Genomic DNA, 24,235 nt, shown 5'->3' with positions numbered 1-24,235 from the left:
ACGTAGTTGGTCTGAAGCATCGTGGCGGGGGTTGTTGAGCCCCGGGTTTTCAGCCCAGAACTTTCAACCCGACGACACCGCGCTCCTACGTACCCAGCCGGAGACCTTCAGGCAGGAGCGAATCACCCCGCCCAGCAGGCGCAGGAACGGACGCGCCAGGCAGTAAAGCGGCGCGAGCACGCAGAACCACACTGCCGCCACCCCGAGCCAAGCCGGGATGCCCAATGCCCAGGCCAGCGCGTTGCCAACCCCATTGAGCAGCGTCGGATGCTTGATGACCAAGTAAGCCAGCGCAGCGCCTCCGGCGACCTTGGCCCAGCGGCTGCCCGCGAGCCAAGTCACCGCCGTCACGCCCCGGCGTGCCGCGAGGGCGACCCTGGAGGCCCGCGCACTGCTGGTCGCAGCGGCGCTGGGGGAGCGCGATGCGATCCCCCAGCGCGCCATACGCGAACCGCCGCTCAACGCCTTGATCGCGGGACCCGCGGCGAGCAGGCCGAGCGATCCCATCTCCAGCACCGAGCCGAACATCACCGCGCTCGGTACCTCCTCCCCGCGAGCACGCAGCGCTTCCCAGCGCTTGGTGTCTCCGAGCAGCAGATTGGTCATGCCTCGCGAGATGCGCTCAGTGTTGAGCCAGTCGATTTCTCCGCTGGCGGGATTGCGGGTGAACTGCTGGATGAAGTCGTAGCCTTCGTCGTTGACGAACTCGACCGCCCTGGCACCATCCGCCCGCTGCAGCGCCGCTTCGTCGGGCATCACCTCCCCGGGCTGCACTTCATCGCGCCACCACTCGGCCAGGGTCTGGTAGCCCGACTCGGCCTGGCGTTTCCAGCGGGACAGGAAATAGCCATGCTGGCGGAAATAGATCACCGGCAGCAGCATATCCGGCCCGTACTCGCGCAGCGCATGCTGGAACTCAGGCTCGAGCCCCTGCTCGGCGAGCGGTTCGCGCGCGTCATCGCCATACTTAAGCAGCGCCAACCGGGCGTTGAGCCATAGCGGCTCGTCCTCGGCGTAGGCGATGAAGACGATCTTCACCGCATCGGACTCGCCCTCCAGCGCCGACGACAGCGACGGCAAGCGCTGCGACAGCTCCAGATGAAGCAAACGCTGCGCATAGCTGCGCCCGTCCGAGGCGGCGGCGATCACCGCCGCGCTGCCCAACGCCAGCGCCAATGCGATTGGCCACACCCGCCGCTTAGCAGCTCTGGACATCCAGTGTTCTCCTTGAAACGCGCATCCGTACTCGAAAGCTTGGCGCAATACCGGCCTGATTGCCGGCCAGGCCGGACCCACCGCGTCCGGCGATCGCGCGATGAAGATCGGGCGATGAAGATGAGGCGAGGTGAAGGATCAGAGTCTACCCGCAAGAGCGGGTAGTTCGCGGGCCCAACGATACAATAAGTCACCAAATACAAACAAACCCCAACAACAATTCAGCCACTCGCGTTCCTGCCGGCCTCGACGCCGGACCGTGGTTCGACTCAAGACTCCTTGGTGTCTTGCAAGATTGGCCCAGCTCGGCGAAGGCCCGGCTTAACACGAACGGGGTGGCAACCCTCACCCGTTCGTCCCGAGCGGCGCCCATATGCGCCAAGCGTGAGCACCGGCTCGGCAATGGGGGCGCCAGTCGAGGGACCCAGCGGCGGCGGTAAGGCCGTGGTTCGACTCGAGATGTTTCCGAGCACCCTGAGCGAGCGCAGCGAGCCGAAGGGTCCTCGCCGGCTATCCGAGCATCCTGAGTAAGCGAAGCGCATCGAAGGACACGAACGGGGCGCCAACCCTCACCCGTTCGTCCCGAGCGGCGCCCGCACGCGCCGAGGCCAAGCACCGGCTCGGCAATGGGGCGCCGGTACGCACCGAGATCGAGTCCAGGCTCGGCAATGGGGGCGCCAGTCGAGGGATCAAGCGGCGGCGATGAGGCCGTGGCTCAACTCGGGCCTCCTTGGTGTCTTGCAAGATTGGCCCAGCTCGGCCTAGGTCCTTGTCCCCTCAGCGGCGAGTCTCGGAACACGAATGAGCGCAGGAAAGCGCCTGCTTCTCCACCCTGCGGCTCAGCGGCACCGGTGGGCTATCGCTGTATGCGAGAAAGTCATCGAACATGGCGCAGAAATCCCTGGCGACTTGCGCTGCGATGGAGACTACCAACGCGCACAGCTGCGGGGCTCGTTTTCCCGTATGGAGGGCCACGTATCGCGTAGCGGGAAAACGGGGCGTGACCTTCAGAACGCTGAGCGTGCCTTCGCGCAGTTCTTTCTGGATCACCACCGGCGGCACCACAGTGATGCCAAGGCCAGCGGTCACCATCCTTACCGTGGTGGGTAAAGCATTGGAGTAATGAGTAATGGAATTATCCAACCCACGGTTCTCCAGATAACGAGACATGCAACCTTGATTATAAGAGCCTTGCTCATAGGAAATGATCGGAAGATGACAGATATCCTCGAAGTGGAAGACATGGTCATCTTCATTGGAGATCACCGAAGGAGAAGCCACCCAGTACATACCGAACGTACATAGCTCTACCAGCTTGTAATGGGAGACACGGCGAGCCGGGATGATCAGCGCGATGTCAACTTCGTCGCGGTCGAGCATCTCCAGAATCCGCAAGGAAGAATCGGTCACCAGCGAAAGCTGGATCTTCGGTAAACGCAGCCGCAGAGCAGCGACGATATCCGGTAGCAGTACCAATGCCATACTAGCGACCAGGCCAATACGAATCGAGCCTTCGACCGAAACTGCCGAATCCATGCTCTGCACCAGTTGATGATATCGCTCGACGATATCCTTGGCTCCTTCGACGAACACCTTGCCACCCTCGGTAATCGTCACCTGGCGAGAATCTCGATCGAACAATTTGAACCCAACCTCCTGCTCCATCGAGGAAATACGGCTGGAAATGGCCGCAGGCGTGATGTTCAGGCTATCGGCAGTCGCCCGGAAATTGCGCAATTCGGCCAGACAAATCGCCGTTTCAAGAAAACGGATGTTCATGGTATGCGTCATCCTGGTCTTTTCGTAATCGGCACCCATCTGGTGGCGAAGTGCCGCTTCTTATATTGGACACAGCGGCCCCACGAATGGGCACCGATATGGGAAAAGGCAGTGTTCAACGCGTCGAACGAATAAAGCTGAAAGCGCCTCCTTGACGACCGGGCTCGAGATCAGACTAACTCAATCGCTACCTCAGTGGACTAACGGACTTCAGCGGGCCAGCACTCGCGCCGTCGCCCCAGAGATATCCCCTAGCTTCGCTTCTCCGCGGCGTACCGCGGCCTCTCGCGCTCGCCCCGCCTGCTGCATCTCCAAGGCGCGCAGTCCGACCGATTCGGCTTCAGCGACGGGCAGCACCAGCACGCCGCTGTCGTCGGCAAGGATGAGATCGCCCGGCATCACCGGGACCCCGCCGCAAGACACCGGAATGTTCAGGCCACCGCCAAGGTCCTCTAACCGGGTAGTGATCGGCGACAAGCCACGTGACCAGATAGGGAAATCGGAGTCCTCGATTTCAGCCAGATCGGTGCATGGCCCATCGACCACTCCGGCCAGCGCACCGGCGGCCTTGACGGCAACGGTAACGCCACCGCCCCAACAGGCATAGCGGTCGTCGCCGAGCCGGTCAATCACCAGTACATCCCCCGGACGGAGCATGCCGGAGGCATGGTGCAGAAGCGTTGAATCCGAGCCAGGAATCGCCAGGGTAACGGCAGTGCCTACCACCCGATGATTGCGCAACAAGGCTCGGATCTCGCGGTGCATGAAGCCGAACAAACGCCAGTGACCGACCGTGGCGGTCTCCACTTCAGCGAAAAGCGCGAGCAACTCCGGCGGGACTTGCGGCGGCATTGGATTGATCGTGTACATCCTGCACTCCTCAATGATGGGCCAGGCGGCGATGGGTATGGATCGGAATCGAAGTTCTCGTGCGCTCGAGCACGTCTCGATCCACCCGTGCAGTGACGAAACCAACGCCGTCGGAAGCCTTGGCGATCACATGTCCCCAAGGATCACAGACCAGGGAGTGGCCAAAAGTCTGGCGAGGTTCACCATTGTCGAAATGGGTGCCCCATTGACCACAGGCGGCGAAGTAAGTCTGGGTCTCGATCGCGCGAGCGCGCGAAAGCACCTCCCAATGGTCTTTACCGGTCTGGAGGGTGAAAGCGGCCGGCAGCACGATCAGATCGACCCGCTGGTCGGCCAGAGCAAGGAAGAGCTCAGCAAAGCGTATGTCGTAGCAAATCCCACACCCTACTTTGAACCCATCCAGCTCATAAACGACCACCTCCTCTCCAGGTTTGACCGAATCGGATTCCTTGTAGGCGGTTCCGTCGGGCGAGGTGATATCGAACATGTGGATCTTGCGGTAGCGGGTGATCTCCCGGCCTCTACGATCGAACACGACGCTGGTGTTGTAGATCCGCCGCTCGTCCTCAGCAATTCTCTCGAGCAGGCTGCCGGCGTGCACGTAGACGCCGTGCTCTCGCGCTACCTCCTGCACCATGGCGTAGGCGGCGCCACCCGGCAAAGGCTCGGCGGCAGCTAATTTGTCAGCCAGCGTGCCACCATAGAACTCGAAGTACTCGGGCAGCACCAACAGGTCTGGCGAATCGGTGGCGATCGCGCATTCCATCAGTTCGCGAGTGATCCGAAGGTTGGCGTCGCGATCGGTATTCGGATTGGTCTGGATCAGGGAAACTTTCATGGTCTCGTCCGGCAACAGTTAGGAGTAGATCAGCCAAGCACGGCTTCGTCTTTCAGTGCCTGCAACGTCGCATTCAAGCCCTGTCGAAGGATCATCGACTGAGTAGAGACGATGATCCGTTCAGCGCCGTGCTCGAGGGCGAAGGCTCGCTCGGCCGGGGTCCAGGCTGGCATCATCCAGGGTTTCCCCACCGCTCTGGCAGCATTGACGCAACGTACGAGGTCGCGGCGATCAGCATCGGTGAAAGCGTAGGCGCCGCGGCCACGAGCGAGCGCCAAATCGGAAGGCCCGGGAAAGATTCCATCGACGGTATCCAATGCGGCGATCTCCTCGACCTCCTCCAAGCTCTCGGCGGTCTCGATCATCGCATAGCAACGAGTCCGCCTATTTTCGATGCCGAAGAACTCGGTACTCGGTCGGGTGTAGTCGTTGACTCGACCAGTCATGTAGCTACGGATGCCAAGCAGTGGATACTTCGCTGCAGCTGTGACTTGGCGCGCATGTTCGACCCCCTGAAGATGGGGTACGACTACCGCATCGGCACCAAAGTCCAACACCTGCTGGATCGCATCGGTAGCGGGCGATTGGGTCTTGGCTATTACCGAGATTCCCTTGGCCTTGGTGAAGGCGAGAAAACGGTCGAGCCCCTCGAGATCGAAGGAGCCGTGCTCGACGTCGATGATGATATTGCTGAAGCCGCAGAGTTGGGCGATCTCGACCAATCCGATCAACGGCGAAGACATCCAGAGTACCAATCCATCCTGTTGCATGTTCACTCCTCGGGTTGGGGCAGCACAGGCCCTTAACGCAGGCCCGACATCGGGCGTTACTTGACCATCGCCCTGGTGAAGCCCAGCGATCTCTCCACCGATAGGATTACCAGCAAAGTGACCGCCACCAGGACTACGGACACACAAGCGATCATTGGGTCCATTCTCACCTCGACGTAATTGAATATCGCGACAGGCAAGGTCGAGATACGCGGGCCGGTGACGAACAAGGAGAGCACTACCTCATCGAAGGAGAGCATGAAGGAGAGCGCTGAGCTTGCGATCACCCCGGGCATCATCAGCGGTAAGGTGACCCGTCTGAACACCTGCGGCGGCGAGGCGCCAAGCATGGTTGCGGCCTCCTCCACGGTGGGAGGCAACGCGGCCAGCGAAGTACTCATGATGCGCACCACGTAAGGCGTAGTGACGATCGAATGTGCAATCACCAGGCCGGTGAACGTACCGAGCAGTTGCAACCGCACGAACATCAAAAGGATCGCCAGGCCGAGCACGATGCTCGGCAACAGCAGCGGTGCGGTGAACAGCGCCATCAGTGCATCCCGCCCTGGAAACACGAAGCGGCGCAAGGCATAAGCAGCGGGTATCCCGGCGGCCAACGACAGCAGCGTGACAATGATCGCCACTCGGAAGCTGATCCAGAACGCATCGATCATGCCCTGGTGGTGAAACAGCTCGACGTACCAACGCATGCCCCAAGAGCGTGGCGGAAACATCAGTAACGGATCATTGCTGAACGAGAGCGGTACAACGATCATGATCGGCGCCAGCAAAAACAGGTAAAGAACGACGATCAGCAAGCGAAACGTCCAAGTAGGGGAGCCGATCATGGGGCCTCCTGATCATGGATGGATGGAAAAGAATCCGCTCAGCCAAAACGGCGGGCGAACTGGCTGTAAAGGAACAGCGTCAGCGCGAAAATCAGCAGTACGATGATCGAGAGCGTGGCAGCCATCGACCATTCCAATTGGATCACCGCTTGGTCATAGATCTCGGTAGCCAATAGAAAGACTCGGCCTCCCCCGAGCAACTTCGGGGTAATGAAGGAACTGATGGCGAGAACGAAACAGAGCAGGCAACCCAGGGCAATCCCAGGTACGGTGAGCGGCAGGATTATCCGGAAGAAGCGCTTGATGCGGTTAGCGCCGAGCGAGGCTGCAGCTTCCTCGAGAGACAGGTCCAGTCGGCCAAAGCCAGCCATCAGCGACAGCACCATGTAGGGCACTAGCGTCTCAACCAGGCCAATCGCCACACCTATACGGTTGTTGACTAGGCGCAATGGATGATCGAGCAACCCCGCTCCCAGCAAAGCACTATTGAGAACACCCTGGTCGCCGAGCAGGACCATCCAGCCATAGGTGCGTACCACACTGCTAACCAACAATGGTGAGATGGTCAAAACGAACAGCACGTTGCGCCAGGAGCTCGCAGACATCCGGTAGAGAAACAGAGCGATCGGATAGCTGCATCCCAGAGTGATCAAGGTGACGGTAAAACTCATCATCAGCGAATTACCGATCAAGCCCCAGTAATAACCGTCGGAGAAGAAGTTGGCGTAGTTCTCCAGGCTGTAGGTACCGCTTATCACTCCGGCACGGCTCTGCAGGAAAGACAGCTGGACCAGATGGGTAATTGGCCCGACGAACGAGACCAAATTGATCACTAAAAGGGGTACCAGCAACACCAAGGCCCACAACCACAAGCGTGGTTTGGTCGTATTTTTCAACTGCCCAAGGGAAGAAGAATTCGCGGTCAGGATTTTCATGTCGTCAACCCTCGAACGCCAGCATGTCTTGAGGGAGCCACTCGCACATCACTAAATCGCCCACTTTGTAGCGCAGCCTGGAAGAGCCGGTCGGCGTCTCCACCCGGATACGTGCACAACCGATGTCAACCTCGTACTGCAACACATCGCCGATGTAGGTGATTGCCGCGACCAGTCCCTGGACGCAATTGGTCGCGGTGCTCAGCAGACTAGGGTCACGGTTGGGCGTCAGGCTGATCCGATGAGGACGAATGGCAATCTTCAATCCACGCCAATGGGGCCGGGCGCCGCTACAGCGATAGCGCGCACCACCGATGCGAACCTGTTGATGGCTCACCTGTTCACCGGTCAAGACATTGGTCCGACCGACGAATTGGGCGACGAACATCGAGGCCGGGCGCTCGTAGATTTCCTCGGGCGCCCCTAGCTGCGCCAAGCGGCCGCCGTACATCACCCCCACCTGATCGCACATGGTCAGCGCTTCGGTCTGGTCATGGGTCACGAAGACAGTAGTGATGCCTAGCAGCTGCTGGATGTCGCGGATCTCGATACGCATCTGGTCGCGCAGCTGTGCATCCAGGTTGGACAACGGTTCATCCAGTAGCAGCAACCGGGGCTTGATCACCAGCGCCCGCGCCAATGCCACTCGCTGCTGCTGACCACCTGAGAGTTCCTTCGGCCGGCGTTTGCCAAGCCCGGGCAGACGTACCGTTTCCAAAGCCTCTTCGGCGCGGCGCAACGACTCACGTTTACCGATACCGCGCATGGTCAAGCCGAAGGCGACGTTCTCCCCAACATTCATATGGGGAAACAGTGCATAGTTCTGAAACACCAGACCGATGTCCCGTTTGTGCGGCGGCAGATGGGAGATATCGTTGTCGCCGATCAGGATTCGCCCCGCGGAGATCGGCAATAGGCCGGCGATCATCCTCAAAGTCGTCGTCTTTCCACACCCCGAGGGACCCAACAATCCCAGCAGCTGCCCCTTGCCCAGATTCAGATCCAGCCGATCCACGGTGGGCGAGTTAGAACCATATTGCTTGGTGATGGCCTCCAAGCGAAGGAAAGAAGCGTCGGACGACCGCACCGGCAAGGAGTCGACCGGCGACTGGGATAAAGTCGTTTGCATGATGAACCTTCTTGCTCAGCTATATTGGAAGAGGGATGCAAATTACCGCTCGTACCTTACCGGCTGGCAGGAATGATCTGGCGCCGCCAGGGGTTCAGCAGTTCATCGCGGGCAGCAGCGATTTTCATCCAATCCACCGGCAACAACTTGTCGTGCTGGGTGTCGTCGAGAAAGGGGACGCGTTCTTCGACCGATGGGTCGAGTACTGCGTCTATATTGGTCGGTGCGTAATACATCAGTTCGGAAAATCGCTGCTGGGCTTCAGCGCTGAGCGCGTAATCAATGAAGGTTTGGGTGGCATCCGGATTGGCCGAACCAGCAATCGGACTGATCACATTGACCTGGGTGAGCGTACCTTCCTGAGGTGCCACCGTGCCGAGCAGTCCCTCGGACTGGTCGATGAAATACTGGCTGCGTGCGTTCCAGCCAACACTGATATCGGCCGAGCCATTGGCCACTAAAGTGTACTGCTCCGGCTTCGGTTCCCAGGTCTGCACCGCTGGTGCCAACTCGATCAACGCTTCGATCGCGGGTTCGATGGTCTCATCGCTATCCGCACCCAACATATGGTTGGTCAGCAAAGTGAGCGCGATGGCTTGTATATCGCCACCGCCTTGTGCAGGAACCACCACACGTCCACGATGCTGCGGATCCCACAATGCTTTCCAGCTGTCCGGCGCGCCGTCAGCGAAGACCTGCTGGTTGAATACCAGTGTGAAAGTATCGTAGGTCAGCGGTAACGCGTATCCCCCCAGTTCGCGGCCAATCGAGCCCAACCGTTCGGCGTTGGGCACCTTGGCCATATCGATCTCGTCGATCAGGCCCTCATCCTTGGCGATCTTGGCCACGGAAAGATCGTAAATCACTGCATCGGCTTGCGGGTTGGCCCTTTGCGCCCGCAGCAATCCCAAGGATACGGCTGCATTCTGCACACCGTAGAAAGTCACATGAACCTCGGGGTGGGACGCATTGAACGGGTCGATAACGGCCTTTTGGTAGTTCTCTTGGAAGCCACCCGACCTATACCCCATCACTGTGATCTCTGCCGCGCTGGCCAAACCGGAAGATCCGCACAGCACGACCATCAGCACCACCAAGGAAAACTTTGTATTGTTATTGGATGAACGCATGTCACTGCCTCGCAAGGAAGGATCGGTTATTTAGCGCCTGAAAACATCATAGGAAGTGCAAATAATGCATACCAACGAGTTTTATTTACCGAGCATCAGCTTTTTTTTGTCGAAAAAGAAAGATAAAAAGCGGACCATGAGCATCAAAACTGTCGCCCAGCTTGAGCGACTCGATGCGAGAGCGCCTACCGAAGACTCGACTGCGCCGCCGTTGAAAAACCGCGTCCGCATTCAGCTCCCATGGCAATCAGGCATACCGACATGAGGCCGGTTGATGATGGAATACCCGGACGGCTGGGAGCGTTACTACAGGCTCAATGAGAGACGCGAAGGCTCACCCTTGCTCCGACGCGCTCTTGCCATGATCGCACCGGACCAGCGCCAATCTGCTGTGGACCTGGGCTGCGGCGCGGGACTCGAAAGCGGGCTGCTGTTGGAGAGGGGTTGGAGCGTCCACGCAGTGGACAAGCAACGATCGGCGATCGATAGGGTAGAGGCGATTGCGCAACGCTTACCGCAAGGCCGTTTGACCACCGTCACCAGCCATTTCGAAAGTCTCGGCCCGCTGCCCTCATCGTCATTGGTGTTCGCGGGAATGAGCTTGCCCTTCTGCCACCCGGATGGTTTTCCACGGCTATGGGCATTGATCACTCGCGCACTGGTGCCGGGCGGGCTGTTCGTCGGCAACTTGCTTGGAGACAGGGACGGGTGGTCAAGCATACCGACGATGACCTTTCACTCCCTGGCCCAGGCGGAAGCTTCATTGCTCGAATTCGAAGTGCTCTCGTTTGCCGAGATCGAAGAGGATGGGAGCAGCATGAGAGGCCCTAAACGTTGGCATCGATTCGATATCATCGCACGCAGGAGATGAGGGCCGGCCATCCCGGCCTCGATGCCAACGCAAGCCCAATCCAAGGTGAAAAAGCGCCCCTCCTGGAGCGCTTTTTCGATCCTACCCTTGCTTCTTCTACCCCTGCTTCTCCCTCACCCTGATCCCGAACAGGCTCGCCTCCCCTTCGCTGCGGCCCACCGCTTCGGGCTCGACCACTTCGCCGTCGCGCACCAGTACGTGCCCGCCTTGGCCGTGGCGGGCGCCGATCACGCTACCGACCAGGTAGGTGGGAAAGATGCCGGGATCGTTTTCGTAGTTGGGGTTGTGGATCAGGCCGATCATCTGGAAGCGCCCGCGGGTGTTGCGCAGCGACTCGAGCGAGTCCTGGATCATCTTGCGGTGCGAGAGCTTGGAGAACAGCCCGTCGAGGAGGATCACGCTTTCGCGCTGGACCTGGCCGCGGCTGCGCTGGCTGGCGCTGAGTTCGCGCAGTTCGCGTTCGATGGCGAATTCGGAGAGCTTGACCAGCCACATCAGTGAGACGGCTTCGCGCTGGCCTTCGGACATGCCTTCATTGAGCGAGAACAGCCGACCGTGGGGGCGGATGGCGTCGTGCTTGAGCCGGATCGAGACGTGGGTGAAAAGCCCGCGGTAGATCCGCTGGCGGATGCGCTTGGTCAGCTCGGCGTCGCGCTTGGCTTGCTGGCTGGCATCGTCGGCCTCGCGACGGCGGCGCTGGTCGAGGTGCTCGTCGATCTCGGCGAGCAGCGTCTCGATCAGGCGATGGACCTGGTCGAGCTCGATCAGCTCAGCGCGGACCTCGAAGAAAGCGCCGCCGCTGGCACTGCGCTTGGCGACGCGTTTGAGGATATCGAGGTTGGCGGCGGCGTCGACGGTGATCGAGCCGAGACGTTCGACCAGGGTCTCCTCGATCTGCCCGCGCGAGGCGTTGAGCTGCTCGACCCGCTGGCGGTGTTCGGCCAGCTGCTCGGTGAGCTGGGCATGGAGCCCTTCGAGGCCATCCAGCGCGGTGGGGTCGAGACTCGACAAGGCCTCGAGCCGGGCGCGCTCGAGGGCATTGAACAACCCGCCTTCGAGCGCGTCGAACAGCGCCTTGCCGAGCTTGAGCTCGAGGCGCTGGATTTCCCGGCCCAGCCGGTCGCGCTCGCGCCCGCGCTCGCCCAGGCGCAGCGCCTCGAGACCGTCGAGCAGGCGCTGGGAGAGCCCCAGCAGCCGATCGGCATCGGCGTCGGTTTCGAGCGGGTCGACCGCACTGCGACGCCACTCATCGAGGGCGGCGTCGAGCGCGCGCAGCGATTCATCGGGCTCGCCCGCCGGAGCAAGCGCGATGCGCTCGCGCCAGCCTTTGGGCAGCTGGCGCAGGCGCTCGAGCCAGGCATGGCCGAGACGGTCGAGCGCGCTCAGCACCCGGCGATGGCGAGTGATCCGGGTGAGCGTCTCGGCATGCTCGCGTTGGCTCGCCTTGAGCCCGTCGCGAGCCTCCTTGATCGCGCCCTTGAGCTCGGCGAGTTCGCGCTCCAAGCGCTTACCGCCGGCGCCCTGCTGGACCACTTCGAGATAGCCGCGAACGCGCTCGAAGTCGAAGCCGGCACGGCGGTTGGCCGCTTGCAGCCGCTCATCGAGCAGCGCCTGCTGCTGGTCGGCCACCGCCATGAAGCCGACGCCACCGGCATCGAGAAACTCGACCAGCCCCTTCAGCGTGGCGCGCTCGCCGTCGGCGAACACCGACTCGTACGCACGGCGCGCATCGAGCAGCTCACCGCGCAGCCGCTCGCGGCGTTCGCTCGCCGCTGCGCGCCGCTCGCTCCCCGCTTCGCGCTGCTGGTCGAGCAGCGCGAGCTGCGCTTCCAGCCGGGTCAGGGCCTGCTCGCCGCCATGCTGGTGGAAGCGCTCGACGGTCAGCCACAGCGCCCCGAAGCGCTCGATCTCGAGCGCCTGGCGCTCGCGCGTCGCACGCAGTTCCGGCAGCCGTTCGTCGGCCTCGGCGAGCCGCGCCAGCGTCTGCTCTAGCGCGGCCGCGCCGCCGCGCTCCATGAAGCGCAGCAGGCCCTGGATGCAGCTCACCCCCTCGGGGCTCAAGCGCTGGTCGAGCAGCGCCTCACGCTCGGCGAGCGCGCCCGCCTCGATCGAAAGCTTGGGCAGCGCGGTCTCGACCTCGAGCTCGAGCGCCTTGGCCGCGGCCTGCGCCAAAGCGTAGGCGTAGCCCTCGGGGTCGAGGCGCTCGAGCTCCTCCTCCAGCGCCGCCAGGCGAAGGCGCTCGGCCTGCATGCGCTGCTCGGTCTGGGTGCGCAGCTCGTCGAGATGGCGCGGGTCGAGCGCGGCCTTGACCGCCAGGGTCTCGAGCCCGACCACCGCGCCGAGCGGCGGCTGCCCGGCTTCGATCCGCGCGGCCAGCGCCCCACCCTCGAGCACCAGCGTGGCCAGGTTGCGCTCGAGCAAGAGCCTGGCTGCTCGTTCGGCCTGCTCGACCCCGTCGACCACCGGAGCGAAAAGGCAGCCGGCGGCCTGGGCGAGCCAGGCGCGGCGCCGCTCTGCGTCCTCGCTCGCCGCGCTCAGGCGCTGATGCAGGGCGACGAAATCGATCCCCGCTTCATTCAGGCAGGCGTGCGCCTCGGCCTCGACCTGCTGGCGCGCCAGCGGATCCTCGCTCAGGCGCGCGAGATAGGCCTCGCGGGCCGCGATCCCCTCGAGCAGCGCCTCGCGCTCGCGCAGAAGCTTCGGATAGCGTCCGCGCGCATCCTTGAGCCAGCCTTCGGGCGTGAGCTCGCTCTCCTCGCGGAACTCCTTGAGTGCGTGCAGCAGCCCTTCGTAGCGCTGCGCCTCTCGGCCGAGCTGTTCCCTCTCGCGGTCGACCCGCTGGCGCTCGTCGACCAGGCGCTGGCGCAGGTGCACCGGCTCCTCGTCGCCGTGGAGCTTGCGATAGCGCTCGGCGTCCTGCTCGAGCAGTACCAGTTCGAGCCGCTCCCGCTCGGCCTCGTCGCGCCGGCGCTGGCATTCGCCAAGCTCGGCTTCGAGCGCATCGAGCGCGCTTCGGCGCGCGTGCCAGAGGCCAGCGGCCTGCTGATCGGGCCAGCGCGACTGGAACTCGCGCCACGCCTCGACCCCGCCACCGAGCTGGTCGAGCTCGCTCTGCAGCGGCTGGCGCTCGAGCGCCAGCGCATCGAGCCGGGCCTGGGCAGCGGCGAAATCGCGCTCGACCGTCTCGAGCTCGCCCTCGAGCAGGGCAATGCGCTCCTCGAGCTCGGCGCTGCGGGCCTCCTTGAGCTCGAGCAGGGTCTCGGGGGTGTCGCCCGGATGACGCTCGACGAAGGCGAGATAGTCGGCATAGGGCCTGGCCCATTCGCCGCGCTGGCGCTGGTGGCTGGAGAGCGCCTCGAACGCCTCGCGGGCCTGCGCCTGGCAGCGCGCCTCCAGCGCCTCGAGCCCGGCGAGATCATCCAGTTCGGCGGCCTCGAACAGCCCGTCGGAGAGGGCCTGCTGATAGAAGCTCTGGTTGTCGGCGAAGGATTGGTGGCGAGCATCGAGGCGTTCGCGCTCGGTCTCCAGCCGCTCGACCTCGCGCTCGGCCCGCGCGCGCTGCTCCTCGAGACTGGCGAGGTGGGCGCGGTCGGCGATCACCTCGACCCGATACGGATTGCCGCCGGCGCTCTCGAACGCCTCGATCGCCTCTTCGAAAATCTCCACAGCCTGCCGGCGCGCCTGCTCATCGGAAAAACCCGCGTGCTGCTTGAGATAGTCGCGCGCCTGGCGGTAGTCGAGATGCGCCGCGCGCTCATCGTCGAGCCAGCCTGCCTCGGGCAGCGCGACCAGCCGACGATGGCGCGCCACCGCCTGGCCGCGCGCGGTGAGCGCGGCCTCGACATCGGCGCTCGACTGCGCGCAGAGCCTGGCGATGAACGCCACCGCGACGCGCGGGCGCCCTTCCTCCTCGAGCCCCCAGGCGCACCAGCGCGCCGGCTCCTCGTCGCTCGCCGGCAGCCCGGGCAGCCCGCCGATGGCGCCGCCACCGAGCAACCTTTCGACGCCCTCGATCTCGTCATCGAGCGCGCTCAAGCCTACCCGCGCCTCGATCAGCTCGAGCCCCTGGGCGTTGAGCGCGGAGAGCTTGGCGACCTTGTGCTCGGCGCGCCCTAGGTCACGCTCGGCCTCGTCGAGGTTGTGGCGAAGCGTCGAAACCTTGTGGCCCGAGTTGAGGATCACCTCCTCGATCAGCTCTTCGTTCTCGTCGCTCTCGCCGCGCATCGCACCGAGCAGGATCTGCGGCGCCAGCACCTCGAAGAAGAACGCCTGGTCGGGCTTCTCCCCGGCGCGTGGACGAATGGCATTGAAGATCTGGCTCTTGTCGGCGCCGCCCTCCTTCTGGAACGCCGCCATCTGCGCCAGTTCGCGTCGCGAGATGTGCTCGCCCACTGCATCGAGCCACTCCTCGCGGCTGGCGCCGCGCTGGACGTCGAGGGCCTTCATCGCGGCGAGGAAGTCGGCGTTGCTCGACAGCGCCAGCTTGTCGTCGCGGGTCAGGTAGTGGACCGGGAGCTGTTCGAGCCGTCCCGCGTAGTGGTAGAAGCCGAGGCTGCCCGAGTCGCTGTAGCCGTGGCAGCCGAAGACGAAGGTCTCGCCACCGCTCTCCAGCCCGCTCTCGGCGAGCAGGTCGCTCTGCGCGCCGCCCGAGCCTGCGCGGAATTCGACCCGTAGATGGGTCCAGCTCCTCGCCTGGCCGCCGACGTTGGCCGGTGAACACTTGGTGCGAGTGCGCGAAAGCAGGGTACGGTCGCGAGCCAGCAGGCCGATCAGCGCCTCGGCCAGGGTAGTCTTACCGAAGCCGTTCTCCATGCTGATCGCGCTCGACTGACCGCGCAGGTCGAGCAGCAGGTGGCGCATCTTGGCGTCCCAGGGAGAACCGATATCGCCGTGCTTGTTGAGCAGGTTGGCGACCTCGATCCGGTTGATCACGCTCATCGAGAGTTCTCCTGATCCAATGGCTGGTCGACTGCTTCGCTGTCACCGGCCGGGGCATCCGCGCCAGTGCCGCCTCCCGTCCCGAGCCAAGCTCCGAGCGGATGCTCTTCTTCCGCGGCCGCGGTGGCCTCGATCAGATGACGCAGGTGGTGAACGCTGATCGAGGCGACCTCGACGGCGCCGAGCAGGGTCTGCTGCCAGACCTCCTGCGCGCTTTCGTTCTCACGCGGATGCTCAAGGTGGCCTGCGCGGGCGAGCAGCTCGATGAAGCCGCGCACGCGGCGGGCGAGGTCCTCGCCGCGCTCCTCGAGCAGCACCCTGCTCGAGCGCGGCGCCCGCTCGCCGAGCCCGCGCAGGTATTCGAGCTGCTCGCGCGTAAGCTCCACCAGCTCCTCGGCGCAGAAGGTCGCCTCCTGGTAGCGGCTGACATCGGAGGGCGCGCGGTTGCAGCGGGTATAGAGCAGGGTCATGGTCAGCATCCACAGCTGCAGGAACCACTGCGCCAGCTCGCCCTTGCTCTCCTGGCGCAGGCGCAGGGCGGCGAAGCTGGGGTCGAGCGAAAACAGCGGCGGCAGCTCCGCCTCGGGGTCGGGCAGCAGCAGATAGACCCGCGCGCCCGGCTGGATGCCGGGGTAGTCGCCGGCGCCAAGTTCGGTGAGACGCAGGCCGAAGCCCTCGAGCAGCGCGGCGAGCGCGGTGCGCTCGTGCTCCTCGGCGCCGTTCAAAAGCGCGCAGACGTCGCGCTCGGAAAGCTGGCCCACACGCGGGCCGCGGCGTTTGCGTCCACCAGCCGGGTGGGATTCGGCGGTGCGATAGCGCAGCAGGAAGGCGACCACCTCGCCCATCTCGGTCATGTTCATCCTGGGCTCTCCTCGGCGAAGCGCAGTGTCGGGGTAAGGTCGCCCTCGATCAGGCGACCGTCGGCGAGTTCGACCGCGAACGGGGAGGCATCCAACCCGACCCTGAGCGGCTCGCCGAGCAGTTCGGTATCGACGAAGGCGTTGACCAGCTGGGCCAGGCACTCCTCGTCGTCGAGCCGGTGCCAGCCCTCCTCGATCGCCTCGGGCAGCGAGAGCGGCGCGCGGCGGATGCGCTCGCGAAGCGGCGCTGCACGACGCGCGAGAAAGCGGGCCAGGAGGCGATCTTGCGCGTCAGTGCTGGCCTCGGTGTCGAACACCAGGGTGGTGGTGCTGCGCGCCTCGCGCTCGCGCTGGGTGATCGCAAGCATTGGCGCGAGTCTCGGAAAGCTCGCCGCGCAGTCGAACGGCATGCTCTTGCCAAGCCAGGCTTCGCTCAGCCGTTCGCTGGGCGGCACCAGCAGCAGGCGCTTGGCCAGTGCGCTGAAATCGATCACCCCCATCGACTGGATCCGCCCTTCGGCGATGTCGGCCAGCAGCTCGGCCAGCCGGCGCGAGAGGTTCTCGATCGCGGTCAGCACCCGGGCGATCGCAGCGCTCAGCACCAGTAGATCCCACTGCTCCGAAGGGCGCTGCTCGCACCAGTGCTCGAAGCGAGCAGCGAGCTCGGCAGTGGCGAGCTTGGCGCGGGCCGAGAGCAAAGTGCCCTGGATCTGGCCCAGCGCATGATGGTAGTGGCGATGCTGCTCGGTGAGCGCGGCGAGCTTGCTGGTCAGGCTCGGATGCTCGCGCACCCGCCGCAGCTCCTGGGTCAGGCCGCGGATCGCGATCAGGATCTGGCGACAGATCTGCGGCACCCGGGCGAAATCGCCGCGATCGAGCGCGGCGAGCACCTTGGCGGCATCGTATTCGCTGTACAGCACGTCCTCGACCTGGGCCGCCAGCGTCGCCGCCTGGCGACCCGCTGCGCTGAGCCGCACCTGGCCGGTCTGGCGCTGGCGCTCGATCGGCGCGGTGCGCTTGGTGCTCGCGCTCACTCGCGCAGGCGACTCGTCCGCACCCTCCTCGCCACGGCGAAAATGGAGCTCGCTCGGAGTCGAAAGCAGATTGACCACGAAACCCAGGTCGTCCGCCGAGAGCGCGGGATACTCCTCGCGCAGCCGCGTCAGGCAGCGCGACTGCGGGATGAAGGCGCCGTTGGCGTCGAAATCGACCTCGAGCAGATAGTCGAGCAGCAGGCAGCCGAGATCGAGCCAGTAGCCGTCACGCAGGCCCCGGCGGCTCTCCTGGCTGACCTGGATGAAGGGTGAGCCGGGTTCGTGGGCGCTATCGTGCAGGTCGATCAGGCGCGCGGTGGCGGCGAGCAGCCGGCTCCACGACGAACTCATCGAGCTACCTTCGGGCTACGGGACAGGGCGCGGGGCATGGCAGGGGGAGAAATCGGCATAGCGGGCAACTTGTCTGGACGCGCGGCGCGCGATGGCGGAGACGAAAACGCCGACGCCGCTTTCAGCGGCGTCGGCGGGGGATGATAGCAAAGCGGGTGGACCGGGGGGAGCGCCGGGGGAGCGGACGGGATTCGTCATCCGATCCGCACCGGACGCATCCTCACTCCTGGAACAAAAGCAGCAGCGAGAGCGCGGCGAGCACCCACATGGTCGGGCGGATCTCGTCGGTCTTGCCCACCGCGGTCTTGCACACCACGAAGGCGAGGAAGCCGAACACCACCCCGTGGGTGATTGAGTAGGTCAGCGGGATCAGCACCATGGCGAGGAAAGCGGGGATGGCGTCGTCGAGCTCGACCCAGTCGATGTGGCGGATCGGCGCGAGCATGAACACCCCGACCATGATCAGCGCGGGAGCGGTGGCGATCGCGGGCACCAGCGAGAGCAGCGGCGAGAGGAACAGAAACGGCAGGAACAGCAGTGCGCAGGTCACCGCCACCAGCCCGGTGCGCCCGCCCTGGCTGATGCCGGCGGCGGACTCGACGTAGGCGTTGGCGGGGCTGGTGCCGAGCGGTGCCGAGATCAACGCGGAGAAGGCGTCGACCACCATCGATTTCTTAATGTTGCGCGGCTCGCCCTTCTCGTCGAGCAGGTTGCCCGCCTGGCACACGCCCATGAAGGTGGAGAGCGCGTCGAAGAAGGCGGTGAACAGGATCACGAAGATGAATGGCCAGTAGGCCACGTTCAGCGCGCCGAGCAGGTCGACCTGGAACAGCCCGCTGAAATCCGGCCAGGCGAAGATGCCGTTGAAGTTGACCAGGGTCGAGAGTCCCGGCGGATAGGCCGAGCCATCGCCCCACAGCCGCCCGATCGGGCTGGCCAGCAGGGTGGTGGTGATGATCCCGATGATCAGCGCGCCCGGCACCCTGCGTGCCACCAGGGCAGCGGTGATCGCAAGGCCAATCAGGAAGGTGATGACCGGCGCGCTCATGTGGGCGAGGCCGATCACCGTAGCGGGGTTGCCGACCAGGAACTTGGCGTTGACCAGGCCGATCACGGTGATGAACAGCCCGATACCGCAGGCGATCGCGTGGCGCAGCGAGGCCGGAATCGCATCGATCACGTACTGGCGCACGTTGAGCACCGCCAGGACCACGAACAGCACGCCGGACCAGAACACGCAGCCGAGCGCCACCGGCAGCGGCACGCCCGCGCCGAGCACCATGGTGTAGGTGAACAGCGCGTTGATCCCCATGCCCGGCGCGACCAGGATCGGGTTCTTGGCATAGAGCCCCATCGCCAGGCTGCCGAAGGCGCTGATCAGCACGGTGGCGGTGAGTGCGGCGGAAAAGGAGATGCCGGCGGCGCTGAGGATGGTGGGGTTGACCACGATGATGTACATGGCGGCGAGGAAGGTACTGATCCCCGCGATGATTTCGCGCCGTGGGCTGGTGCCCTGCCGCGCGGTATCGAACAGTCGCTCTAGCACGCGTCGTTCTCCTTGAGGGGGTTCGCACCGGATGCGCCACGCGGGGCACCGGTGCCGTTATTGTGTTCGCCCTTCCCCACCGCTCAGCGGGTGCGTGGCGCAGCCGGCGCCAGGGACGCGCGGACAGCGCGTAGTATATCCATCCGAAGGTCGTATCCGACACCAGGCGGCGTCGCCGTTTGGGCGCCACACCGTCGCCTTCCTCAGCGCACGGGCAGGAGGAAGGCGGATATGCGCGATGCTGCACGCCATCGAATTGAACCACCACGGCTCGAACGAACCTGCGCAGAATCCCGGCCGCGCGGTCGCTCTTACTTGAGATTGATGCGATCGCCATCCACCCCCAGGCGTACCGGTTCTGATGCCCCTGTACCGGGCTCACCGTCGTCCACGCGTGCACTCCTGAAGGGGACGTCGTCGACTTCTTCATGGCATTCCCCGATTACCTACATCCCCTACGCAAAAGAACTTAACGTATCTGGCATACAACAAAGTACATAACCAGTTCATTTAGGAATACCAATAATGATAAGATTTCCCCAATTAACAACATGTAGGAAAATCAAGAATAATTTTCGCTCATCAATGCCACAAAATGATTCTTTACTCAAAACTCAACTCGCCTCATGCAGACCCCAATATGTCTTTTGAATTTTTCAAAAACCAACATCATAGTATATTGATACTGACATAACAACATATGACAAAATTATCCTTTCCTGATGACGGAATCAGCGTGGTAGACAACTTTCTGACGGAACGAAAAATATTCACTTTGCACAAAGCATTGAACAACCCGATATGGCGATATGGATGGCCTGATAAAACATTACCAGATTATATAAAAACAGCATTTCAAATATTTATTGCAGGCAAGAAGCGCCTAGAGAATGGATGTGCCGAAGAAGAATTAGCCCAAAATCCAGATTTTGGACTTTTAATTGAGATTTGGCAGCGAGCAAAACAGGATCATATGCCTATAAATTCAAATTTACTTGGCGTTTATGCCAATGGTCAAGTGTTCGGACAAGACGCTCCTATTCATCGAGACAATCGCCCTGGCGAAGAAGGAATGACACTAGTTTTATTTGCTAATCCCCATTGGCCTGTTGCCTGGGGAGGCGCCCTGCAATTTTATGATAAAAACCGAGAGGACATTGTAAAATCTGTATTACCGAAACCCGGAAGAGCAGTTTTTTTTCTGGAAGCATTGCTCACAATGCTAATTCACCCAACTCATCCGCACTACAAATGCGAATGACAATTGCTTTCAAGACAAATACAAGGTAGCGACACGTGGCTAATGGATATATATTCCTAGGACATATAAGTGATGTCACAACGACAGTATCCGCTGGTGACTCCATCTATCATAGCCTAAATAGCGGCGGAGAAACCAGAATTGAATTGATTAATACTCATGGCCAAACTATCGCAGCTATCACCAGCGCCTCGCAAGTAGCCATGCCTGGGGTTGCCCCGGTAGCCATCATTAATTCCTCCACCAATGCAGTTGCCGGGTGGATTACGGTTCATAAAATTTCCGTGGATTATAGCCAAACTGAAGGGATAAATCATGAGGATATAGTCTCACTAATTGGAAACGTGAGCGGAATTGCACTAAATTTAACTGCATTGGCAGGGCTGCGTTTAATCCCAAACGTAGGAATCGTTTTAACTGCCTTTGGAATAGTTGCTTAAATAAATAGCATCATCATGAACAATAATAACGAATTCAAAGTAAGAGAATTTATAAAAAACATCATGGACAATATGATTGGAGAAAATAAGAGTGGCGGTATTGCTACTCCCGAGGGCACCGTTGAAGAGGAAAATTCCTTCAATGAAGGCGACTCAGTGGCAGCCTTCTTCCTTAATCCTGATGGCAATATCATGAACCTGGGAAAGATAAATTTCACGCGCAACAACAATGGCAATGGAGGAAACATCGCCGCGCCTCCAGCTGAGGGCCCACCCATTGTATATATACCGCCAGGCCCAGTCCCCCAGCCTCTCATCCACTATCCTCCTGGCAGTGTCGGCGGAGGGTCTGGCGGGTTAACCGTTCCAACGACCCCATCCCCTCCCAACAATGGAGATGATTATAACTGCTGCGGTTCTACGAGAGACGGTTATTATTAGCCATTGACTTCATCGCATCTCAGGCATTAGAGTTAAAATTTAATTTCACCTCTGCTTGAGGCAGGCGAATGCGCTTCAAACAACGATTCAAACGATCGGGGATGCCTCCTTTCAGTGAATGGTCCCCCAATGAAAAAATTTCGGCTGGCATTTCAGGCATGCTAGCTTTCTTATTATCGTCAGTCTTTTTTATATGGACCGCGATGTCTTATTACCCCTATCAACTTCGAACAGAGGACCAACCCTTCCTTTCTATTCATGATACGGTAGTCGATACCAGACCAAGAACTGTCAACAGAGCGGGAAACAAGTATCGATTGAGTTTGACGATTATGGACAATGGAGAATCACAGCGTATCTCAGTACCTTTTTTCAAAGGTGACGGTTACTTCGATGAATTTCCTATCGGGCGAAAATTATTAATATACATTACCCGCCACAATACACCCAACGATGAAATAAGAGTGTGGCAGGTCATGGATGAAAGAAAAAATATGATTATTCCTTACGATTACATCCATGAAAATTTACGGGTTGATTTTTTTATTCGACTCATTTTGGCCTCGCTATTCTTTACTTTTGGCATCGTCTTCATGGCTATTTGTCTTTATCAGGGGTTCAAAGAAAGACGCCATTCCGTCAAAGCCTCGGAATGACATGGCGAACATGAGCATGCATGGCAACACTTTCTCACCGGGAATTTCGCCGACGAATTGTCGAAACACATCTATTCAACCAGCTCACAGCATTATCGCTATCGCCCAGCTCTATGGGTCTGAAGCGCGGTAGCGTTCGATTCATTCGAACCAACGGTGTTCGCATTCAGCAATCCCCAGGGTGATAAGGTGAGTCGGTATTCTGCGGACGGAAAGAGCTTCGCGATTTTGCCCGAGCGCCTCATGGGTTCGGCCGCCGGGACGATGACACCATCGCGCTCTCCAGACAGACGTTGAACTGGCTGCGCAATGGCGCTGTATCAGTCAATCGAAACCACCTCATCCTCCGGGGAGGTTGATTTCTTCCAAGCGATACGAAAGCAGGAGGAAGGCGGATATGCGATGCTGGGTGGACCCATTCATCCATCGTGCTCGAAACACCAGGAAGGAGAGCTCCATGCCCAACGACAAGCTGCTGCCCCTGATCACGGAGCCCGTTCAGCTCGCCGAGCGGCTCGACCACCCCGACCTGCTGATCATCGACGTGCCGCTCAAGGCCGAAAGCTACACGGACGGCCACGTGCCGGGGGCGCTGTTCCTCGATCATCGCCGGCTGCTCAAGGGCGAGGGCCCGGTGCCCAACGATCTGCCCGACCTGGAGGCGCTCTCCCGGCTGTTCTCCGAACTCGGCCTCAGTCCCAACCACCATGTAGTCGCCTACGATGACGAGGGCGGCGGCTGGGCCGGACGCCTGCTCTGGACCCTCGAGCTGCTCGGCCATCGCCACTACTCCTATCTCAACGGTGGGATCCACGCCTGGCGCGGCGAAGGCCTGCGGCTCGAGCGCGAGGCGAACACCCCCACGCCGAGCGACTATCGCGCGGAGCTGCTCCATCCGGAGGTCTCGATCGACCGCGAGACGCTGCTCGAGTCGCTCGACCAGGTGGTGGTGTGGGACGCGCGCTCCCCCGCCGAGTACCGCGGGGAGAAAGGCGACAACCGCCATCTTGGTCATATCCCGGGCGCGGTCAACCTCGATTGGCTGGAGCTGATGGACCGCGACCGCGACCTGAGGCTGCGCGACAACGTCGAGCTGATGACCATGCTCGAGGCCCGCGGCCTGACCACCGGGGAGGATATCGTCACCCACTGCCAGAGCCACCACCGCAGTGGACTCAGCTGGCTGGTCGGCCGCGCGCTCGGCTTCACCCATATCCGCGCCTACCCTGGCTCGTGGAAGGAGTGGGGCAACCGCGACGATACCCCGATAGAACGCTGAAGCCGTCCGCGCCGTCGACGCGGGGCAGGCTATACTGCCTGCCCCGATAACCCGGCGTACCGCACGCTCACCATTCGTTGCCGAGACCGATGCCCGATCTTAATCGCGACAAGCTCTTCGCCGCTCTCCAGTACCCGCTGCCCCATGCGCTGATCTCCCGACTGGCAGGCCGCATCGCCAGCGCACGCACGCCGTGGCTCAAGAACCTGCTGATCCAACGCTTCGCCCGGCTCTATGGCATCGACATGAGCGAGGCCGAGATCGAGGACCCGCGCGCCTACGCCTGCTTCAACGATTTCTTCACCCGCGCGCTCAAGCCCGGCGCCCGACCGATCGAGGAAGGGATCGTCTCCCCCGCCGACGGCGCGGTCTCCCAGTGCGGCGCGATTCGCCACGCCAGCATCTTCCAGGCCAAGGGCCACGAGTACTCGGTCGATACCCTGCTCGGCGGTGGCGACGTCTGGTCGGAGCCGTTCCGCCACGGCAGCTTCGCCACCATCTATCTCTCCCCGCGCGACTATCACCGGGTGCACATGCCCTGCGCCGGCAGGCTGCGGCGCACGGTCTACGTACCGGGGCGGATATTCTCGGTCAATCGCGCCACCGCCGCCGAGGTACCGCACCTGTTCGCCCGCAACGAACGCCTGGTGTGCCACTTCGATACCGAGTACGGCCCGATGGCGATGGTGCTGGTCGGCGCGATGATCGTCGCCGGCATCGAGACCGTTTGGGCCGGGCAGGTACCGCCGCACGGCGAGCAGATCCAGCGCCACGACTTCAGCGACGGCGTGAGCCTGGACAAGGGCGCGGAGATGGGACGATTCAAGCTCGGCTCGACCGTGATCCTCTGCTTTGGCGAGGGGGTGGCACCGGTCGCTCAGCTTGCAGCGGGAGACCCGCTGCGCCTGGGCCAACGGCTGATGCAGCGGATCTAGCCGAGTCGAACCAGGCCTCAGCGCCGCCGCTCGATCCCTCGACTGGCGCCCTTCAATGCCGAGCCAGTGCCCGAGCTTGGCGTGTGGGCGCCGCTCGGGACGAACGGGT

Annotated in this window: 21 protein-coding genes; 8 read left to right on the top strand and 13 right to left on the bottom strand. The window is 62.0% G+C overall.

Translation table 11 applies throughout. The features are described from left to right. Positions 1-63 precede the first annotated feature (63 nt). The 9 genes from Q376_RS0115925 to Q376_RS0115885 all read right to left on the bottom strand — a co-directional run bounded on the left by Q376_RS0115925 (position 64) and on the right by Q376_RS0115885 (position 9,514). The gene (locus Q376_RS0115925; protein ID WP_155834386.1) at positions 64-1,215 is read right to left on the bottom strand and encodes a hypothetical protein; all 1,152 of its coding nucleotides are present in this window, start codon (positions 1,213-1,215) and stop codon (positions 64-66) included. Between the two features lie 777 nt (positions 1,216-1,992). Next, on the bottom strand, positions 1,993-2,994 hold the full coding sequence (locus tag Q376_RS23050) for a LysR family transcriptional regulator (RefSeq protein ID WP_162177913.1): 1,002 nt from the start codon (positions 2,992-2,994) through the stop codon (positions 1,993-1,995). A gap of 210 nt (positions 2,995-3,204) precedes the next feature. After that, positions 3,205-3,864 (bottom strand): RraA family protein, encoded by a 660-nt coding sequence (locus tag Q376_RS0115915; RefSeq protein WP_027351146.1) that lies wholly within the window; start codon positions 3,862-3,864, stop codon positions 3,205-3,207. A 10-nt stretch (positions 3,865-3,874) separates the two neighbouring features. Then, on the bottom strand, positions 3,875-4,717 hold the full coding sequence (locus Q376_RS0115910; protein ID WP_211266693.1) for a carbon-nitrogen hydrolase family protein: 843 nt from the start codon (positions 4,715-4,717) through the stop codon (positions 3,875-3,877). 14 nt (positions 4,718-4,731) lie between these two features. Further along, positions 4,732-5,472, bottom strand: a complete 741-nt coding sequence (locus Q376_RS0115905) for an HpcH/HpaI aldolase family protein (protein ID WP_027351144.1) — start codon at positions 5,470-5,472, stop codon at positions 4,732-4,734. 56 nt (positions 5,473-5,528) lie between these two features. Further along, positions 5,529-6,320 carry an ABC transporter permease gene (locus tag Q376_RS0115900; RefSeq protein WP_027351143.1) on the bottom strand — a complete coding sequence of 264 codons (792 nt, stop codon included), beginning with the start codon at positions 6,318-6,320 and terminating at the stop codon, positions 5,529-5,531. Between the two features lie 38 nt (positions 6,321-6,358). Continuing rightward, a complete protein-coding gene (locus Q376_RS0115895) occupies positions 6,359-7,255 on the bottom strand; it encodes an ABC transporter permease (protein WP_155834385.1) in 897 nt (298 codons plus the stop codon). A gap of 4 nt (positions 7,256-7,259) precedes the next feature. Next, positions 7,260-8,384, bottom strand: coding sequence for an ABC transporter ATP-binding protein (locus Q376_RS0115890; protein WP_052365410.1), 1,125 nt, complete (start codon positions 8,382-8,384; stop codon positions 7,260-7,262). A 56-nt stretch (positions 8,385-8,440) separates the two neighbouring features. Further along, on the bottom strand, positions 8,441-9,514 hold the full coding sequence (locus Q376_RS0115885; protein WP_081803605.1) for an extracellular solute-binding protein: 1,074 nt from the start codon (positions 9,512-9,514) through the stop codon (positions 8,441-8,443). Between the two features lie 64 nt (positions 9,515-9,578). On the opposite strand from Q376_RS0115885, the gene Q376_RS24965 reads away from it, so the two are divergent. Further along, positions 9,579-9,779 carry a hypothetical protein gene (locus Q376_RS24965; protein ID WP_155834384.1) on the top strand — a complete coding sequence of 67 codons (201 nt, stop codon included), beginning with the start codon at positions 9,579-9,581 and terminating at the stop codon, positions 9,777-9,779. A 9-nt stretch (positions 9,780-9,788) separates the two neighbouring features. Then, entirely contained in the window at positions 9,789-10,385 is a 597-nt protein-coding gene (locus Q376_RS0115880; RefSeq protein WP_027351139.1) for a class I SAM-dependent methyltransferase, read from the top strand. Between the two features lie 96 nt (positions 10,386-10,481). On the opposite strand, the gene Q376_RS0115875 is transcribed toward Q376_RS0115880, so the two are convergent. The 4 genes from Q376_RS0115875 to Q376_RS0115860 form a co-directional block, all read right to left on the bottom strand. After that, positions 10,482-15,323, bottom strand: a complete 4,842-nt coding sequence (locus tag Q376_RS0115875) for a coiled-coil domain-containing protein (RefSeq protein WP_027351138.1) — start codon at positions 15,321-15,323, stop codon at positions 10,482-10,484. Beyond that, entirely contained in the window at positions 15,320-16,183 is an 864-nt protein-coding gene (locus tag Q376_RS23045; RefSeq protein WP_155834383.1) for a hypothetical protein, read from the bottom strand. The genes Q376_RS0115875 and Q376_RS23045 overlap by 4 nt, the downstream gene beginning before the upstream one ends. Continuing rightward, on the bottom strand, positions 16,180-17,568 hold the full coding sequence (locus Q376_RS23040) for a hypothetical protein (RefSeq protein ID WP_043448297.1): 1,389 nt from the start codon (positions 17,566-17,568) through the stop codon (positions 16,180-16,182). Before Q376_RS23040 ends, Q376_RS23045 begins: the two co-directional genes overlap by 4 nt. A 220-nt stretch (positions 17,569-17,788) precedes the next feature. Then, positions 17,789-19,114: an NCS2 family permease gene (locus Q376_RS0115860; RefSeq protein ID WP_081803604.1), complete on the bottom strand. Its 1,326-nt coding sequence runs from the start codon at positions 19,112-19,114 to the stop codon at positions 17,789-17,791. A 736-nt stretch (positions 19,115-19,850) separates the two neighbouring features. Here Q376_RS0115860 and Q376_RS25120 point away from each other — a divergent pair. The 6 genes from Q376_RS25120 (at position 19,851) to asd (ending at position 24,126) form a co-directional block, all read left to right on the top strand. Then, positions 19,851-20,375, top strand: coding sequence for a 2OG-Fe(II) oxygenase (locus Q376_RS25120; RefSeq protein ID WP_169739042.1), 525 nt, complete (start codon positions 19,851-19,853; stop codon positions 20,373-20,375). 35 nt (positions 20,376-20,410) lie between these two features. After that, on the top strand, positions 20,411-20,815 hold the full coding sequence (locus Q376_RS24960) for a hypothetical protein (RefSeq protein WP_155834382.1): 405 nt from the start codon (positions 20,411-20,413) through the stop codon (positions 20,813-20,815). A gap of 15 nt (positions 20,816-20,830) precedes the next feature. Then, positions 20,831-21,256, top strand: a complete 426-nt coding sequence (locus Q376_RS24955; RefSeq protein ID WP_155834381.1) for a hypothetical protein — start codon at positions 20,831-20,833, stop codon at positions 21,254-21,256. Between the two features lie 101 nt (positions 21,257-21,357). Next, positions 21,358-21,912 carry a hypothetical protein gene (locus tag Q376_RS24950; RefSeq protein WP_155834380.1) on the top strand — a complete coding sequence of 185 codons (555 nt, stop codon included), beginning with the start codon at positions 21,358-21,360 and terminating at the stop codon, positions 21,910-21,912. Positions 21,913-22,369: 457 nt separating this feature from the next. After that, positions 22,370-23,191 carry a sulfurtransferase gene (locus tag Q376_RS0115845; protein WP_027351136.1) on the top strand — a complete coding sequence of 274 codons (822 nt, stop codon included), beginning with the start codon at positions 22,370-22,372 and terminating at the stop codon, positions 23,189-23,191. Positions 23,192-23,280: 89 nt separating this feature from the next. Beyond that, the gene (asd, locus tag Q376_RS0115840; RefSeq protein ID WP_043448295.1) at positions 23,281-24,126 is read left to right on the top strand and encodes an archaetidylserine decarboxylase; all 846 of its coding nucleotides are present in this window, start codon (positions 23,281-23,283) and stop codon (positions 24,124-24,126) included. Positions 24,127-24,235 lie beyond the last annotated feature (109 nt).

It is taken from the genome of Halotalea alkalilenta DSM 17697, assembly GCF_000621205.1.
Classification (GTDB): domain Bacteria; phylum Pseudomonadota; class Gammaproteobacteria; order Pseudomonadales; family Halomonadaceae; genus Halotalea; species Halotalea alkalilenta.
The sequence above is the reverse complement of the archived record's forward strand: the minus strand, read 5'-3'. Positions and strand labels throughout refer to the sequence as shown.

What these genes read in the sequence shown, in the direction of transcription:
- Q376_RS0115925 (WP_155834386.1), bottom strand. Translation starts at nt 1,215, where the DNA reads ATGTCCAGAGCTGCTAAGCGGCGGGTGTGGCCAATCGCATTGGCGCTG.
- Q376_RS23045 (WP_155834383.1), bottom strand. Translation starts at nt 16,183, where the DNA reads ATGAACATGACCGAGATGGGCGAGGTGGTCGCCTTCCTGCTGCGCTAT.
- Q376_RS24965 (WP_155834384.1), top strand. Translation starts at nt 9,579, where the DNA reads ATGCATACCAACGAGTTTTATTTACCGAGCATCAGCTTTTTTTTGTCG.
- Q376_RS0115875 (WP_027351138.1), bottom strand. Translation starts at nt 15,323, where the DNA reads ATGAGCGTGATCAACCGGATCGAGGTCGCCAACCTGCTCAACAAGCAC.
- Q376_RS0115895 (WP_155834385.1), bottom strand. Translation starts at nt 7,255, where the DNA reads ATGAAAATCCTGACCGCGAATTCTTCTTCCCTTGGGCAGTTGAAAAAT.
- Q376_RS23050 (WP_162177913.1), bottom strand. Translation starts at nt 2,994, where the DNA reads ATGAACATCCGTTTTCTTGAAACGGCGATTTGTCTGGCCGAATTGCGC.
- Q376_RS0115900 (WP_027351143.1), bottom strand. Translation starts at nt 6,320, where the DNA reads ATGATCGGCTCCCCTACTTGGACGTTTCGCTTGCTGATCGTCGTTCTT.
- Q376_RS0115885 (WP_081803605.1), bottom strand. Translation starts at nt 9,514, where the DNA reads ATGCGTTCATCCAATAACAATACAAAGTTTTCCTTGGTGGTGCTGATG.
- asd (WP_043448295.1), top strand. Translation starts at nt 23,281, where the DNA reads ATGCCCGATCTTAATCGCGACAAGCTCTTCGCCGCTCTCCAGTACCCG.
- Q376_RS24955 (WP_155834381.1), top strand. Translation starts at nt 20,831, where the DNA reads ATGAACAATAATAACGAATTCAAAGTAAGAGAATTTATAAAAAACATC.
- Q376_RS0115880 (WP_027351139.1), top strand. Translation starts at nt 9,789, where the DNA reads ATGATGGAATACCCGGACGGCTGGGAGCGTTACTACAGGCTCAATGAG.
- Q376_RS0115845 (WP_027351136.1), top strand. Translation starts at nt 22,370, where the DNA reads ATGCCCAACGACAAGCTGCTGCCCCTGATCACGGAGCCCGTTCAGCTC.
- Q376_RS0115905 (WP_027351144.1), bottom strand. Translation starts at nt 5,472, where the DNA reads ATGCAACAGGATGGATTGGTACTCTGGATGTCTTCGCCGTTGATCGGA.
- Q376_RS24950 (WP_155834380.1), top strand. Translation starts at nt 21,358, where the DNA reads ATGCCTCCTTTCAGTGAATGGTCCCCCAATGAAAAAATTTCGGCTGGC.
- Q376_RS0115915 (WP_027351146.1), bottom strand. Translation starts at nt 3,864, where the DNA reads ATGTACACGATCAATCCAATGCCGCCGCAAGTCCCGCCGGAGTTGCTC.
- Q376_RS0115890 (WP_052365410.1), bottom strand. Translation starts at nt 8,384, where the DNA reads ATGCAAACGACTTTATCCCAGTCGCCGGTCGACTCCTTGCCGGTGCGG.
- Q376_RS23040 (WP_043448297.1), bottom strand. Translation starts at nt 17,568, where the DNA reads ATGAGTTCGTCGTGGAGCCGGCTGCTCGCCGCCACCGCGCGCCTGATC.